The sequence below is a fragment of the Kribbella sp. CWNU-51 genome (assembly GCF_054073265.1).
Window position 1 is genome coordinate 146,882 of the sequence record NZ_JBSXMZ010000013.1, and the last position, 17,846, is coordinate 164,727.

The 17,846-nt window shown below is 68.4% G+C and carries 14 protein-coding genes; 7 read left to right on the forward strand and 7 right to left on the reverse strand.

Features of this window, described 5'->3' with window-relative positions:
- Window positions 1-21 precede the first annotated feature (21 nt).
- Window positions 22-4,143: a patatin-like protein gene (locus ACXC9Q_RS17795; protein WP_457057660.1), complete on the reverse strand. Its 4,122-nt coding sequence runs from the start codon at window positions 4,141-4,143 to the stop codon at window positions 22-24.
- A 137-nt stretch (window positions 4,144-4,280) separates the two neighbouring features.
- Entirely contained in the window at window positions 4,281-5,324 is a 1,044-nt protein-coding gene (locus tag ACXC9Q_RS17800; RefSeq protein WP_457057661.1) for a porin PorA family protein, read from the reverse strand.
- A gap of 121 nt (window positions 5,325-5,445) precedes the next feature.
- On the opposite strand from ACXC9Q_RS17800, the gene ACXC9Q_RS17805 reads away from it, so the two are divergent.
- The 3 genes from ACXC9Q_RS17805 to ACXC9Q_RS17815 all read left to right on the forward strand — a co-directional run bounded on the left by ACXC9Q_RS17805 (window position 5,446) and on the right by ACXC9Q_RS17815 (window position 8,421).
- Entirely contained in the window at window positions 5,446-6,501 is a 1,056-nt protein-coding gene (locus ACXC9Q_RS17805; protein ID WP_457057663.1) for a molybdopterin-dependent oxidoreductase, read from the forward strand.
- Between the two features lie 113 nt (window positions 6,502-6,614).
- A complete protein-coding gene (locus ACXC9Q_RS17810) occupies window positions 6,615-7,382 on the forward strand; it encodes an SDR family NAD(P)-dependent oxidoreductase (RefSeq protein ID WP_457057665.1) in 768 nt (255 codons plus the stop codon).
- 31 nt (window positions 7,383-7,413) lie between these two features.
- A complete protein-coding gene (locus tag ACXC9Q_RS17815) occupies window positions 7,414-8,421 on the forward strand; it encodes a Gfo/Idh/MocA family protein (protein WP_457057667.1) in 1,008 nt (335 codons plus the stop codon).
- On the opposite strand, the gene ACXC9Q_RS17820 is transcribed toward ACXC9Q_RS17815, so the two are convergent.
- Together ACXC9Q_RS17820 and ACXC9Q_RS17825 are read right to left on the reverse strand one after the other, a co-directional pair.
- Complete coding sequence (locus ACXC9Q_RS17820; protein ID WP_457057669.1) at window positions 8,418-9,602, reverse strand: epoxide hydrolase family protein; 1,185 nt, start codon at window positions 9,600-9,602, stop codon at window positions 8,418-8,420. The two genes, ACXC9Q_RS17815 and ACXC9Q_RS17820, sit on opposite strands and share 4 nt — an antisense overlap.
- Window positions 9,589-10,803 carry an MFS transporter gene (locus ACXC9Q_RS17825; RefSeq protein WP_457057671.1) on the reverse strand — a complete coding sequence of 405 codons (1,215 nt, stop codon included), beginning with the start codon at window positions 10,801-10,803 and terminating at the stop codon, window positions 9,589-9,591. The genes ACXC9Q_RS17820 and ACXC9Q_RS17825 overlap by 14 nt, the downstream gene beginning before the upstream one ends.
- A gap of 71 nt (window positions 10,804-10,874) precedes the next feature.
- On the opposite strand from ACXC9Q_RS17825, the gene ACXC9Q_RS17830 reads away from it, so the two are divergent.
- Both ACXC9Q_RS17830 and ACXC9Q_RS17835 read left to right on the forward strand, forming a co-directional pair.
- Window positions 10,875-11,870, forward strand: a complete 996-nt coding sequence (locus ACXC9Q_RS17830; RefSeq protein WP_457057673.1) for a GlxA family transcriptional regulator — start codon at window positions 10,875-10,877, stop codon at window positions 11,868-11,870.
- A 79-nt stretch (window positions 11,871-11,949) separates the two neighbouring features.
- Window positions 11,950-12,600 (forward strand): hypothetical protein, encoded by a 651-nt coding sequence (locus ACXC9Q_RS17835; protein WP_457057675.1) that lies wholly within the window; start codon window positions 11,950-11,952, stop codon window positions 12,598-12,600.
- Here the strand turns inward: ACXC9Q_RS17835 and ACXC9Q_RS17840 are convergent.
- The 3 genes from ACXC9Q_RS17840 to ACXC9Q_RS17850 are packed head-to-tail and all read right to left on the reverse strand — an operon-like array spanning window position 12,587 to window position 14,427.
- Entirely contained in the window at window positions 12,587-13,714 is a 1,128-nt protein-coding gene (locus ACXC9Q_RS17840) for a mandelate racemase/muconate lactonizing enzyme family protein (protein WP_457057677.1), read from the reverse strand. The genes ACXC9Q_RS17835 and ACXC9Q_RS17840 overlap by 14 nt on opposite strands.
- A 12-nt stretch (window positions 13,715-13,726) precedes the next feature.
- Complete coding sequence (locus tag ACXC9Q_RS17845; protein WP_457057679.1) at window positions 13,727-14,068, reverse strand: hypothetical protein; 342 nt, start codon at window positions 14,066-14,068, stop codon at window positions 13,727-13,729.
- Window positions 14,065-14,427, reverse strand: a complete 363-nt coding sequence (locus tag ACXC9Q_RS17850; RefSeq protein ID WP_457057681.1) for a hypothetical protein — start codon at window positions 14,425-14,427, stop codon at window positions 14,065-14,067. Before ACXC9Q_RS17850 ends, ACXC9Q_RS17845 begins: the two co-directional genes overlap by 4 nt.
- Window positions 14,428-14,576: 149 nt before the next feature.
- Here ACXC9Q_RS17850 and ACXC9Q_RS17855 point away from each other — a divergent pair, with 149 nt between their 5' ends.
- Window positions 14,577-15,026, forward strand: coding sequence for a hypothetical protein (locus ACXC9Q_RS17855; RefSeq protein WP_457057683.1), 450 nt, complete (start codon window positions 14,577-14,579; stop codon window positions 15,024-15,026).
- A gap of 50 nt (window positions 15,027-15,076) precedes the next feature.
- A complete protein-coding gene (locus tag ACXC9Q_RS17860; protein ID WP_457057685.1) occupies window positions 15,077-17,803 on the forward strand; it encodes a helix-turn-helix transcriptional regulator in 2,727 nt (908 codons plus the stop codon).
- Window positions 17,804-17,846 lie beyond the last annotated feature (43 nt).

The window sequence follows — 17,846 nt, forward strand, 5'->3', positions numbered from 1 at the left end:
GCCCCCAGTGCATCGTGTTGGTCATTGCTCGGCAAGCAGACTGTCGACCTGGCTCCGCAACGCCTGTCCCCGGCCGGTCAGACCGAGTGTGTCTCCCGACAGCGCGAGCAGACAGCGGAATCGCATGTCCAGCCTCCACAGCAGGTCGACGACCTCGGACTCGTTCGCGGTGTTCGCCGGCCACGCGATCACCGCACAGCGAGCGTCTGCGACGAGTCGCCGCCGGATGGCCCGGACCGATCCCAGCAGGACTGCGAAGGGTACGACGTACAGCAGGAGCAGACTGAACACCACAGCGGTGGCGAGCGCCGATCGCCAGACCCAGCTGGGCTGGTCCGGCCACCACCAGATGATGCCAACGGCAACTATGACGTAGCAGGTTCCGTAGATCACCGACCAGGTGGCCGCGACGCCGCTGGCGTGAGTGACGCCGCTGACTTGATACACCGTGCCGCCCGAGGCGGTGCTCCGTTCGGACCAGGACCGCAATCGCCAGCCGGTCCAGTAGCCGACCGCAAGGCCGACGATCACGAAGGCGGCAGCGACGGTGATCAGCAAGAGGCGATCGTTCTTCCACTGCACGGCGTTGGCGTCGATCCATTCGACCAGGCGGACCATGCCGTAGACGGCCGCCGCGGCAACCGCGAGCGCGAGCACAACCAGCACGATCCAGGCGATCGCGGCCAGCAGCCGCAAGACGATCCGCTGGGACGTCGGCTGCTCCGAAACTGTCACACCGAGATATCCCTTCACCAGCCTGTCCAGCGCGCGATAGAGGGTCGACACCGGACTCCGGACCTGGGACGGCAGACTACCCAGCAGCATCAGCGCGAGCGCGAGCGCGACGATCGTGCCGGCGACAGCCAGCGCGTGGTTCCGCCCGGTGCTGTCTCCAGTGCGCCAGCCCTCGGCCGCGAACGCGACCAGTGGAATCACCGGCGTCAGCAGTACGACGCTGTGCAGCAAAGTGCCCGTACGCATCGCCGCGAAACCGAACGCGGTCAGCAACGCCCCCACGCCGATCGCAGTGGCCACCCCGGCCGCCCATCCCCCGATGACACCGAGCAAGGACAGCGCGAGCAGGAGACCACCCGCAGCCAGCGCGAACTGGGCCAGGAACCTCGCGATGGTCCCCCCGCCCGCGAGGCCGAGAACGGTCCAGTAGGGCATCATCATGCCGCCCCGTAGCGCCCGTGTGATCGGCTTGATCGCGGACAGGCCCGACCGGTTGCTGTCGGCCACGGTGACCGCCACGCTCGCGGCCGTGGCCGCCGTACGAATCAACTGGTCGCTGCGCGCCTCTTCGTCGAGCGGCTCACGACCGATGCCCGCCCGGTCGAAGGCCCGCAGCGCCTTGGCACCCAGCTTGACCTCGTCCGGCGTCAACCGCGACGACTCGACGGGGACGGCCGCCGCCCTGACCTCGTCCAGCAGCTGCTTGTTCTGGATCAAGAACAGCTCACCTTTTGAGTCCGGATTCGCGCGGTCGATATGGTCGGCGTTCACCGCGGCTTCGATCGAGGGCAACTCCTCCGCCACAAGCCGCAGGTGCACGGCCCAGGCGGCCAGTGCCGATAGCTTCGGCAGACTGGCCGGCAGATCCTGTTGGTCCAAGTCGTACACCGGCATGAGCTCGTCTGCTGCTTGATCCGCGAGCTCGTACAGGAGGCTGGGCAGGGGTGCGTCGAACAGTTCCGACAACAGGGTTTCGACGAACTCGTGCGGTCGCTCGGGGGCGTCGCCCTGACTGTGCTGAATCGCGCGCCGTCGCAGTCGCTCCGGCGACAAGATGGTCTGGCACAGCATGGTCGCCGCATCCATCCGTCCCCAGGTCCAGTCGTTCATCCGCCAGGACCGCTTGAGGAAACCGCCGAAACGATTCAGTGACATCCCGCCGACCTTGTCGTCGGCGGTGAGCGACTGTTCGGCGAACTGGTTCTGCGTCTGCAGCGAGATCTGCACCAGCTCCACCGGCTGGCTACTGGCCGCGCCGGACTCGTCGGCGAGCGTCCAGGACACGACGTGCAACCACAGCATGCGGGCGAGCACCCGCGTGGGTACGTCGGGTCCCTCGCTGGAGACCATGGATCGGTCGGCGAACACGGTTTGCCACGGTGACAGCCCGGACGTCTTGGCGATGCCTTCGGCAACTTCCCGCAATACGGGGATACAAGTGGCGACAGCCTCCACCACTTGGTCCACCGCCGACTTTGCCTTCGTACCGGACTCTCCAGGCTCGGTGCGTTCCCGCAGCCGGTCGAGAGCCCCACGTAGCTCGCCGACCCGCGGCCCAGGGTCAGGCCGCTCAGTCACCGGCCGGTCAGCCTCGGGCCGCTCAGGCTCAGGCCCCTCGGTAGCTGCACCCCGCAGCCGTAGGTGGGGGGCGATCCTCCTGAGATGAGCCTGTCGGCGCTGGGTCAACGACAAGACCTGGGGTTCAGCCCGATGGTCTTGGCGTGGGTCCTCCCCCTGCTCGTACCGCAGTACCGCCGCCTCGGCGTCCGCGAGCAGGCGTTCGTCGTTGACCATCGCGCGGGCGTAGTGCGCCAACCTCAGCGTCCAGTACTCGATGCCGGGCCGCAGAGTGCTCAGCGTCCGATCCTCCGACCACGGCCTGTCGATGTCGTCCCGCACGGCGCGCAGGTCGGCCCTGGCACTGCTCACACTCTCCCGGGCCGCACCGAGCCGACGCCGTGTGGACGAGTCGGAGGTAACGCTGATCAAACGATGCATCAGGTCCATCGCGGCGTCCGCGAGGTCGAGTCCGGCCGTGATGCCCCACCGCCAGTAACTGTCCCGCTCGTCTTCTTCTGTCGGCAGGACTCGCGGAACATAGGGAAGCGCGCGGACGTCCGCCGTGAGCCACTCACGCTGTGCTGTCTCGACGGCCTTGCCGATCCGTCGTAACGACCAGTCGGCCGGTGGGTCGACCCGCGCGGCGAGATCTCGCGCGGCGCGCCTGATGCGCTGGTTCCGGTACTGCTCGAACACGCACGTGGCCAACTGCCTCAGTTCGTCCGGCCCGTCGACGCCGTCCATGATGTCGAGCCGGGTGCCGCGCCGGGCGGTCGCGGCCTCGTTGTGTTTGACGACCTCGTTGACGAACGTCCGGTTGCCCTGGCTCAGCAGTGCACCCAGCACCCCGCCCATCGCTGCGGTGACCGTCGGCGGTTCCTCGACCCGGTCCGGCGGATCCGGGCGGTTCATCGGCGCGTGGGGGTACACGAGCAGCATGACGCGCTGCACCAATCCACTCGCCGGCATCCCCGCGACTGCTTCGAGCGCGGCCTTCGTCGGCGTGTTGGCGAGCAGCCCGCCGTCCATCGCGTACCGGGACCTGTCCGGCGGCACTGCCTCTCGCGGGCCGGCGGTGCGCCAGGACACGTAGTTGCCGAGGTCAGGCCTCCGGCTCGGGTCGGCCAGGTCGTACGATTCCCCGTTCTGAGCCGCGCCGGCACCGGGCGTGTTGCGAGCTGGGACGAAACATGGCTCGAACGCGACCGGGAAACCGGCCGTGCAACGAGCCGCCATCGCCAACGCAGCGGCCAGCTTGTGGTCGTCGCCGGGAACGAAGTCGTCGCCGGCCTCGACGCGCCGGAAGGTGAAGGTGCCCTCGTGCAGCATCTGCGGCAACTGCTGACCGAGCGCGTCGACCGTGACGATCCTCGCTCCGTGCAGCAGGGTCGTGGTGATGATCAGCTCAATCGGGTGGGCCGATAGCGAGGTGGGTGTCCACCCGGCGCACAGTTGCTTCATCGCCTCGTAGAGCTTGGGCAGGAAATAGTCGTCGCCGCGCAGGAGCGATGCCGGTGAGCCCTTGAACGGCCGCTGCAGCAGCGATTCCATCCGGCCCTGCTCCGACCACAGGTCGCGCATCAGACCGACGTCCGCCTGCGCGTTCGCCTGGCTCAGCGCGAGTGCCGCGCCGTTGATCCCGCCCGCCGACGTCCCGGCGATGACATCGGCCCGGGCCTTGACGTCGAGCAACTGCAGCAATCGCCCGTACGGGCCCTTGCCGCGGGTGACGCGATCGATCTCGCGCACCACACCGCCCATCCAGACCGCGAGACTCACTCCACCGTTGAGCACGACGGCGAAGCGGATCTCCTCCGGCGCGTCCTGGACGTCGTTCAGCTGATCCATGGCTTCCCCCACGCCGGCCACCGCGCCCACCCCTGGATCGCCCACCGGCCCCCTCGACTGGATAGTACGCCCGGCGTCACACTCCGTCACCCCCCCGAAGTGCGATTCACCGCCGGGCCGTCAACCTGTTCGCCGCGTCAGCTTGGTGCGGGCGAGTCCACGCCTGTCCGAGTGTCCTCAGCGCCGGGCTGTGCGGGCCTGCGCCTGCCCAGCCACAGTCCGAGCGCCACCAGAACCAGGCCGAGGACCAGCAGCACGATCGGACCCCACACCTCGATCCAGCTGAGCAGCTGGTCGGAGTCCGCCACCCTGTCCGCCGCATCCTGCACCGACGCCTGGTCTTCGGCGACGTCGATCGTCAGTACCGGGAGCAGCGGAATCGATGCCGCCGCCGTCCCCACGTTGGCGACCACCGAGCGGTTGATCTTCGTATCCAGGGGAGCACCCAACGCGGCGTCTGCCCAGACGTCGTAGGTGCTGGTGGCCGTGTAGCTGAGCGGTACCTGGTCCGGCAGCGCCGACACGAGCGGGAGCAACCGCTGCTGAGTCTCGGCGGGCAGCAGAGCGAGCAGTTTCGGAGCGAGCGTCCTCGGAAGCGAGGACGGCAATTGCTGCAGCAACGCGGGATTGGCCAATGGGCCGGACGCGGTGGCCCGATAGTGGTAAGTGTCGCGACCTGCACGCGTCTCGGTGCCGACGTACGTCACCGGTACGGCGGTCCGCGTCGGGGTGTCCCAATACGTGTAGACGCCGGACTTCGGTTCCGGGTCGACCGGCAGGCTGACCGTCAGCCCCTGGTGCTTTTCGACCTCGACACCGTTGATGGAGGCGGTTTCGGTGAGGTCCTTCCGGTCGACAGCGTACGTGTGGTTGTCCTTCGAGGACGTCGTTGCGGCCTTCAGTGTGAGGTCGTCGTGCACGATCGCCGTATCGCTGTTCGCGTCGCTGACGTAGACGTGCCGGTCGAGGGTGACCGGGATGTCTCGCGCGAGCGCGTTGGCCACGTCGCCCGACTGCAGTGCCGCGGCGTTCAGCACGGTGCCCTTGCCGCTGTACGCCGTGGTGATGTCGGTGTCAGCCGGCAGTTTCGTCGCGCTCGGCGCGACGACGAACCTGAGCAGGACCGCACCCAGGATCAGCAGCGCCCCGACCCCGATGAGAACCCACCCTGAGCGGCGCATCTCGGACCTCCAGAATCCGACGGATTTGCCCGTCCTGAGTCCCATGGTGGTCGTTCTGCGAGAAAGCCGGTTCATCCCTCGCGGGCGAGAACCTCCGGAGTTGACGCTGCACACTTGGGGTATGGGCCGGGAGGGTGGGGTTCGCCGACGTGCCGGGCGCCGTACCAACGTCGCTCTGCTGATGCTGCTCGTACTCGCGTTCGCGACCGGCTGGATCGCATTCGGCACAGGCACCACGACGCCTGAGCGGATCGTCACCGTGCTGCACGGCGCAGCGGGCCTCGCGCTGGTGTTGCTTGTCCCGTGGAAGTCGCTGATCGTGCGGCGGAGCAGGGCGTTCCGGTCGGCTTCCTGGCGTGCGGCTGACGGCGTCGCCCTCGGGGTTCTCATCGCCGTATCGCTCCTCGCGGGCGTCGTCCACGTCCTCGGCGGCTTCCGGACCTACGCAGGTCTCACCCCGATCCAGGTGCACGTCGGCGCCGCGGTGCTCGCGGTGCCGTTTGCCGTCGTGCATGTGTTCCGGCACCCACACCGGCCGCGGCGTACGGACCTGTCCAGGCGCACCCTGCTCCGCACGCTCGGTCTCGGCGCTGGTGCGGGTGCGGCGTACCTCGCCGTGGAAGGTGTCGCCCGCGGGCTCTCCTTACCGGGACAAGACCGCAGGGCGACCGGCTCACACGAGGTCGGCTCGAATCGCCCGCAGGCGATGCCGGTCACCCAGTGGGCCCTGGACACTGTGCCTCAGATCGACCTGGCCACCTGGCGGCTGCGTGTCGAGGTGGCGGGTCGGCAGGTGGCCGAGCTCGATCCTGACGCGCTGCTGGCGATGGCCACCGACGAGATGGAGGTAGTGCTCGATTGCACGGGCGGTTGGTACGCCGACCAGCACTGGCGCGGGGTGCGGCTCGACCGGCTCCTGCCGGCATCGCTCCCGCCGGACGCACGGAGCGTCGTCGCGATCTCCGTCACCGGGTACGCGCGACGCCTGCCATTGCGGGACCTACCACACCTGCTCATCGCGACACATGTCGCCGACCGGCCGCTGTCGATCGGGCACGGTGCGCCCGCACGCCTCGTCGCGCAAGGTCGCCGGGGCTTCTGGTGGGTCAAATGGCTGGACCGCGTGGTCGTCGACAACCAGCCGTGGTGGTGGCAGCCCCCCTTCCCGCTGCAATGACACGGCCGACGACCCGCCAGATACATACTCCATCGAATCGGGATCGCCGCTCGTGCATGATCTGACCATGCGCTGGTGGATCCAGCGGGCTGACGTCACCCCGAAAGGACGCTATGAACGCTCTGCAGAAGTTCTCGCTCGAGGGCAAGGTTGCTCTCGTGACTGGTGGGAGCCGGGGTCTTGGACGTGCGATGGCCGAAGCGCTCGGCGATGCGGGTGCGGCGGTAGCGGTCACCGCGCGAACGCTGGCTTCGGCCCAAGCCGCCGCCGAGGAGCTGAGTGCGCTCGGCATTCGCGCGTACGGCGTACAGCTCGAGGTGTCCGATGTCGAGGACGTCGAACGCGCGGTCGAGCAGGTGAGCACCGAGTTCGGTGAGATCGATGTGCTACTCAACAACGCCGGCATCGGCGTCGCCGGCCGGGCCTTCGAGACGCCCGACGAAGCCTGGCATGAGGTGTTCTCCGTCAACGTCGACGGCGTCTGGTACTGCAGTCGTGCGGTCGGGCGCCGGATGGCGGAGCGGGGTGGCGGCACGATCGTCAACGTCGGTTCGATGTCGGCCGAGATCGTCAACCAGCCCCGGTGGCAGGCGTCGTACCTCTCGTCCAAGGCCGCGGTCCATCAATTGACCAAGGCGCTGGCGGCTGAGTGGGCGCCGCACGGGATCCGCGTGAACGCGATGGCGCCGGGATACTTCCTCACCGAGATGTCGCCCGTCGACCAGCCGGAGTTCAAACAGTGGTGCGTCGATCCCGCTGCCATGAAGCGCTATGGGTTGCCGCCAGAGCTGGGGCCCGTGGCGATCTTCCTGGCCAGCGAGGCGTCCAGCTTCATGACCGGCTCGATCGTCAAGGTCGACGGCGGCTTCACCCTGTTCTGAGGCCGGCTTTCCATCTCCTGAAAGGTCTTTCATGGTCACCATTGGCATCGTCGGCGCCGGACTGCGCGGGAGGCTGTTCGCCGAGGCTCTCCAGGGACAGCCGGACGTCACGGTCGTCGGTCTCGCGGAGCCCTCGGCCAAGGTGGCCGAGGAGGCGAGGGACGCCACGGGCCTGCCCGTCACCGGGTCGCACACCGAGTTGCTCGAGGCATTCGATCCGGACGCCGTGATCGTGGCGACCCCTGATTTCGCCCACCGCCAGATTGCCGTCGACGTGGCCGAGGCCGGTAAGCATCTGCTGATCGAGAAGCCGGTCGCCACCAACCTGGACGACGCCCAGGCCATTGCTGCGGCGGTTCACCGCTCGGGCGTTCGATGTCTCGTCGGCTTCGAGAACCGTTGGAACCCGCACGTGGTGCAAGCCAAAGCGGCGATGAGGTCGGGGAGTCTCGGCGAGCCGATCACGGCATCAGCCACCCTGAGCAACTCCTTCTTCGTGCCGACCACCATGCTGTCGTGGGCGGCCCAGTCGTCGCCGGCCTGGTTTCTGATGCCGCACACCGTCGACCTTGTCCTGTGGCTCACCGCCAGGTTGCCCGTGTCGGTCAGCGCAGTGGGATCTCGTGGTGTCCTCGCCAAGCGCGGAATAGACACCTGGGACGTGGTGCATGCCCTGGCCACCTTCGACGACGGATCGACGGCGACACTCTCATCGGCGTGGACGCTCCCGGATGCCGGTGACGGCATCGTCGACTTCCGGTTCCAGGTGATCGGCACCGAGGGGTCGGTGACGGCGGATCTGTCCCATCAGGGCCTCACCGTGGTGAGCGACAAGTACCGGTCGGCGTGGCCGGTCTCCGGCCGGATCGGGCGATCACAGGTCGGTCCTGCCGTGTGGATGGTCCAGGACTTCGCGGCGGGACTCGTCGACGGCGGCGAACTCGGGCCGGGCATCGACCACGGCGTACTGGTCACGCAGATCATCTGCGCGATCGAGGACTCGATCACCACCGGACGGACGGTGAACCTGATGCACTAGCGAGCGCCGATCGCACCGAAGAATGCTGCGATGTCGCGGCTGAGCAACTCGGGCTGTTCGGCAGCCGGGAAGTGCCCGCCTCGGGGCATTGGTGTCCATCGGCGGATGTTGTACAGGCGCTCGGCCCACTCGCGCGGCGGGCTGCCGTCATCGATGAACTGGTTGGCGAACACGGCGACCGCAGTGGGGACGGTGACGACATCGATCGACCGGAGCTGGGCAGCCAGGTCGCGGTTGTCGACGTAATCTCGCATCGACGTGGTGATGGTCTGCGTCGCCCAGTAGATGGTGACGATCGACAGCAGCAGGTCGCGGGAGAACGTGGCGTCCAGGTCGCCCGCGGAGTCGGCCCAACCTCGCCACTTCTCGAGGATCCACGCCGCCAAACCGGCCGGTGAATCGTTGAGCCCGTAGCCGACGGTCTGCGGTCGGGTCGACTGAATGGCACCGTAGCCACGGTCGTCGTCTCGCCATCGCCGGTACCGAGCCAGGTAGTTGCGTTCGGCCTCGGACAACGGCTGCGATCCCGGGCCGGTGTACGGATGCAGGTCGAGATTGCCGAGATGGATGCCGAGCATGGGCGCGGGTTCGTCCAGCGCCATGAACGTTGTGACCGCCGAACCCCAGTCGGTGCCGTGCGCGCCGTACTGCGAGTAGCCGAGCCCGCGCATCAGCCGATGCCACTGCGCCGCTACGTATCGGCTGGTCACACCGGTGCGGGCGGGTCGCTCGGAGAAGCCGTATCCGGGAAGTGATGGGATCACGACATCAAAGCCAGGCCCGTCGAGGCCGTGAGCGGCTGGGTCTGTCAGCCAAGGCACAAGGGGCAGGAACTCGACGAAGCAGCTTGGCCAGCCGTTCGTCAAGACCAGCGGGATGCCGCGACCGGTCCGGGCCCTCTCGTGCACGAAATGAATCCGGACACCGTCCACATCAGCCACGAAGTGAGCGAAGCTGTTCAGCCAGCGTTCCTGAGCATGCCAATCGAAGCCGTCCGCCCAGTACGTCAGCAACCCTCGCAAGTAGGCCAGATCCGTGCCCTGCCGCCACGGTGCATCCGGCGAGTCAGGCGGCCATCGTGTGCTTCGGATCCGGGCCGCCAGGTCGCCCAGGACCTCTTCGCTCACCGAGATCGTGAACGGCCTCGGGTCGAACGTCGACGCCGCGTCAGTCGACTCCATCCCTCCACCCTGCCACGGATCCGGCCAGCCACAAGGCCGCCACTGTCGCGACGACGAGGGTGATGGTGAGAGCGTGGAGCGCCGTCCAGTCGAAGCGTGTGTGGGAGATCGTCAGCAGGTACGGCACTGCGAATCCGAGATAGCACAGCGCCTGGTACGCAGCGGTCGCTGATCCGAGTCGTGCCGGGTGAGCCACGCGCTGAACGTCAGAGAGACCGGCGAACTGGGTGATGCCGTATGCCGCACCGAGTGCGATGCACGCGATCAGCACTGGCAGCACGGTTGCGGTCGCGGCGGCCCACACTGTCACCGAGAGCGCGACCACAACACTTGCCATTGCGACGAGGAGCAGGCGTCGTCCCGCCACGCGAGCGGCGGCGGGCTGTACGACAACGGCGGCAAATGCCGGCACCGCAGTCGCAACTGCAGCGAACGCCACCGGCGAGGCCCCGGCGCCGCGCGTCACCAGACCCGGGAGGAAGGCCAGAGCGATAGCCGCGGTGCCGAACACCCATGGTGCGAATGGCAGCAGCACGAACAACAGGTACCGGGCAGGCAAGGTTCGGCGCGGCGCAGGGGGCGAATCAGCCGGCTGGCTGTCCGAAACGACAGCGCGTGCTCGACGCAGGAGGAGCAGCGCCGAAGCCGCGAGTACCACATGAGGTAGATAAGCACTGACTTCGGGCATCGGAGCCCATTGCGCGACGACTCCAGCAACCAGCGGCCCGATCCCGAATCCAGCGGACATCGCGACAGTTGTCCTCCTCGGCCCCGCGCTCGCGGCTCCATCGGTCACGGACAACTCACGGATCCAGGCTGCGCCCGCGCCGAAGGCCAAGCCGCTGCTGGCACCGGCCAGCAGCCGACCTGGGTACAGGCACCACAGCTGAGCCGCACCCAGAATGAGGGTCAGGCTCCCTGCCAGCGAGAGCAGCAGGGCTGCTTGCACGACCTTGCGTCGCCCGATGCGGTCAGACCACCGTCCGCCGGTCACGAGTGCCGGGACGAGACTGACGGCGTACAGCGCGAAGAGCAGACCCGTTGCCGAGGGCGAGACCCCGTGCTGCTGATACAGCACGATCATTGGGGAGAACTGGTTCGCACCCCACCCGATCGCCGCGATCGCCATTCCTGGCCGCACCCAGTCGCGGGCAGCAGTTGTCGAGCGGTCAGCGACGAATGCGGGATCTCTGCCGGTCATGGATACCAGCATTACGGTCGCCGTACGCCGCAAACAGTGTCCGATCAGACGTCTGAGGTACGATTTCGGACATGGCTCACGTCGTCGCCCTCGCGCTCAGCGACGGCGTTCCCATCTTCGAACTGGCTGCGCCCGCCGCCATCTTCGGCACGAACCGGTCAGAGCTGACCACCACGGACTGGTACGACCTGCGGGTCTGCAGCCCCGCGAACGCCCGCGTCGACGCGTGGTTCACCACGACAACGCCCTACAGGTACGACGACCTCATCGCGGCCGACACCGTGATCGTGCCGGCGTGCCACGACGAGGCACTCGACCCGCCCTTGGACCTCGTCGACGCGGTGCGGAGTGCCGCCGAACGCGGAGCACGCATCGTCTCCATTTGCACGGGTGCGTTCGTCCTTGCCGCCGCCGGGCTTCTGGACGGGCGTCGCGCCACCACACACTGGTTGCACGCAGCAACCCTGGCCGATCGCTATCCTCACATCGAGGTCGACCCCGCCGCACTCTACGTCGACGAGGGACGCGTGCTCACCTCCGCCGGCAAGTCCGCAGGCACGGACCTGTGCCTGCACATCGTCAGATGCGACTACGGAGCTGACGTGGCCAATCAGATCGCCCGTCGACTGGTGACACCTCCTCATCGCGAAGGTGACCAGAGCCAATACATCGACCCGACCCAACCGCGGGCCACCCACGACACACTCGGAAACGTCATGGACTGGGCGATCCGGCACCTAGGCGAACCGATCACGGTCGAACAGCTCGCCAAGCATGGCCGCGTGAGCGTCCGCACCCTCCACCGGCACTTCAACTCTCACGCGGGCACCAACCCCCTCGACTGGCTCAACAGCCAACGTGTACGCCGGGCTCAGCAACTCCTCGAGACCACTGGCCTGCCCATCGAACACATCGCTTCGCACTGTGGATTCGGAACCGCAACTGCTTTCCGACGGCAGTTTCGCCGGATCCTCGACACCACCCCCGACAACTATCGCCGCACCTTCACCACCGAAGTCGTCACACCGACGCGCGGTGACAAGCAACCGCCGGCGGCGCCGTCCTGACCACCTGGCTCTCATCCGCGCCGGGGGAAGCGCCTGGCAACGGGACTGCCTTACGGTCTGCGGGTTGGGGGGTGCGCACGTGATCGGTCATGCGCTGGTTTCTGTTCCGAGGCCGGCCACCCGGCGGGGCTGGGACGTCGCGATCGCCGTGGGGTTCGCGATCGGGTCGGCGTGTTTCTTCATCGGGCCGTTCCCCGGGTTCGTCCAGTTCGTGGGTTCCGCGACGGACGGCGTGGTCTTCTTCGTCGGCTCCGTCTTCTTCACCCTCGCCGCCGCGATGGAACTGCGGGAGGGGACCGTACGCCGCGGGCACCGGTGGGGCCGTGATCCGTCCTGGTGGGGTGCCGCGGTTCAGTTCGTCGGCACACTTCTGTTCAACGTCAGCACGTTCTCCGCGATGCAGGACAGCCTGTCGACCCAGCAGGAGAACCGGCTGATCTGGGCGCCCGATGTGTTCGGCTCGGTGTGCTTCCTCGTGTCCGGCGCGCTGGCCTACCGCATGACGGCCGGACCGAGGCTCCGTCCGCGGCGCATGGACCGGACGTGGACGACGGTCGCAGTGAACCTGCTCGGATGCATCCTGTTCGGGATCTCGGCCATCGCCTCGTTCATCGTGCCGTCCACCGGCTCGATCCTCGACCTGGCCGCCGCGAACTGGTGCACCGCGCTCGGCGCCCTCTGCTTCTTCATCGGCGCCCTCCTACCCCTGCCCCGTCTCACCAGTTCGTGACGGATCCGTCTGGGCGGTGCAGGCGGGGAATGGTGGTCGTTGCGGGCGGCATCGCCCGGGACAGATCGGCGGTGATGCCGAGGCCTGGCGCATCGGATGCGGTCAAGCGGCCCGGCTCGGCGATGATCGTCGAGGTGAAGGCACCCAGTGGCGCGGTGGCCCGGTGGGCCTGCTCCTGCACGCTCACGTTCGGCAGGGCGGTGTTGAACTGGGTGGACGCCGCCGTACAGAGCGCACCGATCGAGTTGTGCAGCGCCAACTGCACGTGGTGCGTCTCGCACAGCGCCGCGATCTTGCGGCCCTCGGTGATCCCGGTGTGGCCGAGGTCGATCCGCGCGTGGTCGATCAACTCGTCCTCGACCAGCTGCCGGAACTCCCACTTCGTGCAGAGCTGCTCCCCCGCCGCGATCGGTACGCCGACCCGCCCCCGGAGCGACTTGTACGCCGAGAGGTGCTCGCTGCGCAGCGGGTCCTCGACGAAGAACGGCCGCAACGGCTCGAGCTCGCGGCACAGCTGCACAGCCTCGGCCAGGTCGAGCCGGGTGTGGACGTCGATCAGCAACTCGATCTCGTCGCCGAGTCCGGCCCGCAGCTCCTGCATCAGTTCGACCGACCAGCGGACCGCACGACGCGCGTCGTACTCCGGCTCCTGCGGGTCCCAAGCCGTCAGCCGCAGATGCCGCCATCCCTGACCGGCCAGGTCGGAGGCGTGGTTGAGTACGTCGTCCATCGACCCACCGCGCACATGTGCGTACGCCGGAACGTAGTCACGCGACCGGCCGCCGAGCAGCTCGTGCACGGGAACACCCAGCGACTGCCCGCGGATGTCCCACAGCGCGATGTCGATCCCGGCCAGCACCGAGGCGTGATGGCGGTCGGAGGGAAAGAAGACCGACCGGAAGCCCAGCTGCCAGATGTGTTCGATCCTGGTCGCGTCGACCCCGACGAGCAGTGGGCGCAGGTCCTCGACCAGCCCTGCCGCGGCCCGTTCGCGACCACGCATCCCCACCTCGCCGAGGCCGGTCGAACCGTCGTCGGTCCTGACCACTGCCACCAGCGCCGGCCAGTCATCGGCAGCCGGCAACATCACCAGGTCGATCTCCTCGATCTTCATGGCTTCACCCCATCACAGCACCGCTCCAGTCGAACCGCCGGCGTCGGTCAGGCGTTTCTCGGGATGAGCGGTTGCATCATGCTGTGCTCTCCGCGAGGTGAGCCGCCAGTCGGCGTTCTGCGAGATGGACGAGCAGGGGAACAGCACAGCGTCGGCACCGGCGGCGACCGCGGCGTGACCGAGGTCGGCCAGCCGCTGCTCGATCTGCTCGGGCGCCACGCCGTGGCCGAGATCGCCGACGATCTTGTCGTCGAGCAGGTTCTGCACCTCGACGTCCGGGAGCAGTTCGGCGGCGAGACTGGCGAACGCGGGGATGACGACGGCCCCGGTGTGCAGGAAGGCGATGCGCGTCATACGACTTTCCTCTCGAGGGTGCGGATCAGGGGCAACCAGACGGTCATCTCGCCGTGTCCGCGGTTGGCCCAGAGGCCGTACGGGACGAACTGCAGGTCGATGGCACGTGCCGGTGTGCGGTCGAGCTCGGCGTACAGAGGACTTTGCGAGCCGGGAAGGACGGCGGCGTCGACGTGCAGCAGGTTGGCGCCTCTGCGTCCTCGACCTGGCCTCAGGCGCGCGCACCCCCCTGGCCGAGACCCGCACCGTAGACGACCAGCCCGCCTGGCTGGACCCCGACACCATCGCGTACGCCATCCCACGAGCTCCCGCCGACGCCGACATCTGGACAGTCCCAGCCAACGGCACAGGCGCCCCATACCTCCTCATCCCCCACGCCGAATCCCCCGCCACTCTCGGCTGACCGAGCAACAGTCCTTACGACCCGTGTGAGTCACTGGTGCGATCCGTGGTCGGGTGCGGGACTGTGGGGTCAGTGCGGGACTGACCCCACGGAGAAGGAGTGCACATGTCCACGATTCGGCTGCATGCGACTACGACCTCGACGCCTGAGCAGTTCATCAACGGGCTGACGGACTTCGGGCCGGGGCGTGCGGAGCTCTTCGGGAACAGCACCGACGAGTATCTCGTGGTCCACAGCCGCGGCGATCACGACGCCGACGTCACCGAAGGGTCCGCCGGAATCTGGGAACGGCTCCACTACGACTGGTCCGACCCGAACCACATCGTCCTGACCACCACCGACTCCAACATCTGGGGCGGACGGTCCGGTCACACCTATGACCTCGCGCCGCAGCCCGACGGAACGACGGCGATCGACGTCACGGTCGTTCGCGAGGGCAAGAATTTCAAAGGACGCGCGCTCGGAGTCGTCGTCGGCATCGTCGGCAAGCGCCTCCTGGCCAAAGCCTTCGCGAACACGGTCAAGGCCATCGAAGCCCGAAACGCCACGGGCTGATCCGTCGGCGTTGCGTTGGGGGATCTCGGGTGCAAGCCTGAGGCGTGGCGATGGCGGATCGTGAACTGCGGGGCCGGTTGCGGGAGCGCGCCGTACTGGACCGGATGATCGACGCGGCGCGGCAGGGTCGGAGCGAGGCCCTGGTGCTGCGCGGTGAGGCGGGAGTCGGGAAGTCGGCGCTGCTGGACGCCCTAGTGGCACGCGTCAACGGCTGCCAGGTGGCGCGCACCGTCGGGATCGAGTCCGAGATGGAGCTCGCGTACGCCGGACTCCACCAGCTCTGCCGTCCGTTCCTCGACGGGATGGAGCGGCTGGCCCGGCCGCAGCACGAGGCCCTCGGGACGGCGTTCGGCCTGCTGAGCGGGACGGCGCCGGATCGATTCCTGGTCGGCCTCGCCGTACTGAACCTGCTGTCCGATGCGGCCGCCCACCAGCCGGTGCTGTGCGTCGTCGATGACGCACAGTGGCTCGACCGGATGTCGGCGCGGATCCTCGCGTTCGTGGCCCGGCGGCTGGAGGCGGAGTCCGTGGTCATGGTCTTCGCCGTCCGCGACGGCGAGGACCACGAGCTGTCCGGACTCGCGGAGCTCGAGATCCGGGGCCTCGACGACGCCGACGCGCGGGCCCTGCTGGATTCGGTGCTGCCGGGGCCGGTCGACCCGCGCGTCCGCGACCGGATCGTGGCCGAGACGCGCGGCAACCCGCTGGCCCTGCTCGAACTACCCCAGGCCTGGACCGCGGCGGAACTGGCGGACGGCCTGGGTGCGGGCACGCTGGCCGGCCGGATCGAGGAGAGCTTCGTACGGCGGCTCGAGGTCCTCCCGCCGGACACCCGGCTCCTGCTCCTGACCGCCGCGGCCGAACCACTCGGTGACGCACCCCTGCTCTGGCAGGCGGCTGAACGACTCGGCCTGGGAGCCGACCCGGCAGCAGGAGCCATCGAGTCGGGACTGATCAGCTTCGGCCAGCACATCGCCTTCCGGCACCCGTTGGTGCGCTCGGCGGCGTACCGGATGGCCACCGCCCGGGACCGGCAGGCGGTGCATCAGGCGCTCGCCGAGGTGACCGATCCCGACCTCGATCCGGACCGGCGTGCGTGGCACTGGGCGCAGGCCTCCGCGCGGCCCGACGAGCAGGTCGCGGCCGAGCTCGAACAGTCGGCGCGCAGAGCGCGGGCCCGCGGTGGCTTCTTCGCCGCCGGCACCTTCCTCGAGCGCTCCGCGGAGTTGACTCCGGATCCCGCCCGCAGGGCTCAGCGAGCACTTGAGGCCGCGGCGGCGAAACGCAGTGCCGGCGCCCTCGACGCGGCGCTGAACCTGCTCGGAGCAGTGACCGCCGGACCGCCGGACGCGCTGCGGGCGGCGGAAGTCGAACGGCTGCGCGGATCGATCGCCTTCGACCAGGGACGCGCCCGCGAAGCCGCCCGCACCCTGCTGAACGCCGCCAAGCAACTCGATCGGCACGATCCCGGCCGGGCGCGCGTGGCCTACCTCGAGGCGATGTCGGCCGCCATCTGGGCCAGCGGTCCCGAAGCGCCGGGCATTCTCGCCTTCGCGGCGGCCGAGGCTCCTCCCCCGATCGCCTCGGCTCCACCGGCCGACGTTCTGCTCCAGGCACTCGCGCTCCGCTTCACCCGCGGCTACCCGGCGGCCGCACCGCACCTCACCAAGGCTCTCGACCAGGCACGCCAGGCCCAGATCGACCCTGACGACATCACAGACTGGCTCTGGCTCACCGGCAACCGCGCCAGCGGCATCATCGCGATCGAGGTGTGGGACTTCGACACGGCACTCGAGCTCGCCCTCCGGCAGGACCGGATGGCACGGGAGACCGGTGCGCTCGTGCAACTGCAGTTCGCACTCAACTTCCGTGCCAACCTGTTGTGTGTGACCGGCGACCTGCAGGCCGTCGGTTACCTGGTCGAGGAGGACCGCGACCTCGCCTCGGCGACCGGCAACCCCCCGGTCGGGTACGCCAGGCTTCTGCTCGAGGCCTACCGAGGCGACGAGACGACAGCGACCGCGCTGATCGACGCGACCGCCCGGGAGGCCACCGCACGCAGCCAGGGCCGGATGGCAGTCTTCGCGACGTACGCGAAATCCGTTCTGCACAACGGCCTCGGCCGGTACGACGCCGCCCGCGACGCGGCGCTGCAAGTGTTCGAGCAGGACGTCCTCGGGTACGGCGTACTGGTCGTCGGCGAACTCGCCGAGGCGGCATCCAGGACGGGCGACACCAAACTCGTCGAGACCGCACTGGCCTGGCTGACCGAGCGCACCACGGCCACCCCGACAGACTGGGGACGGGGAATCGAGGCGCGCGCCAGGGCGCTCCTGGCCTCGGACGAGACCGCCTACCGCGACTCGATCGAGCACCTCGGCAGAACACCACTCCGCGTCGAGATCGCCCGAGCCCACCTCCTGTACGGCGAATGGCTACGGCGCGAGGGACGTCGCATGGACGCCCGCGAACAGCTGCGCACGGCCCACGAACAACTGACCGAGATGGGGCTCGAGGCCTTCGCCGAGCGGGCCCGCCACGAGCTGCTCGCCACTGGCGAGACGGTCCGCAAGCGCCGACCGGACACACTCAACGACCTGACCGCGCAGGAAGCGCAGATCGCCGGGCTCGCCCGCGACGGCATGACCAATCCGGAGATCGCGGCCCAGCTGTTCATCAGCCCCCGCACCGTGGAGTGGCATCTCCGGAAGACGTTCTCCAAGCTGGGGATCACGTCGCGCCGGCAGCTCAAAGGTGCGCTGGCCCGGATCGGCTGACGAACACCAGTGGTTTCCACGGACGCGACGCCGTACGGCGGAG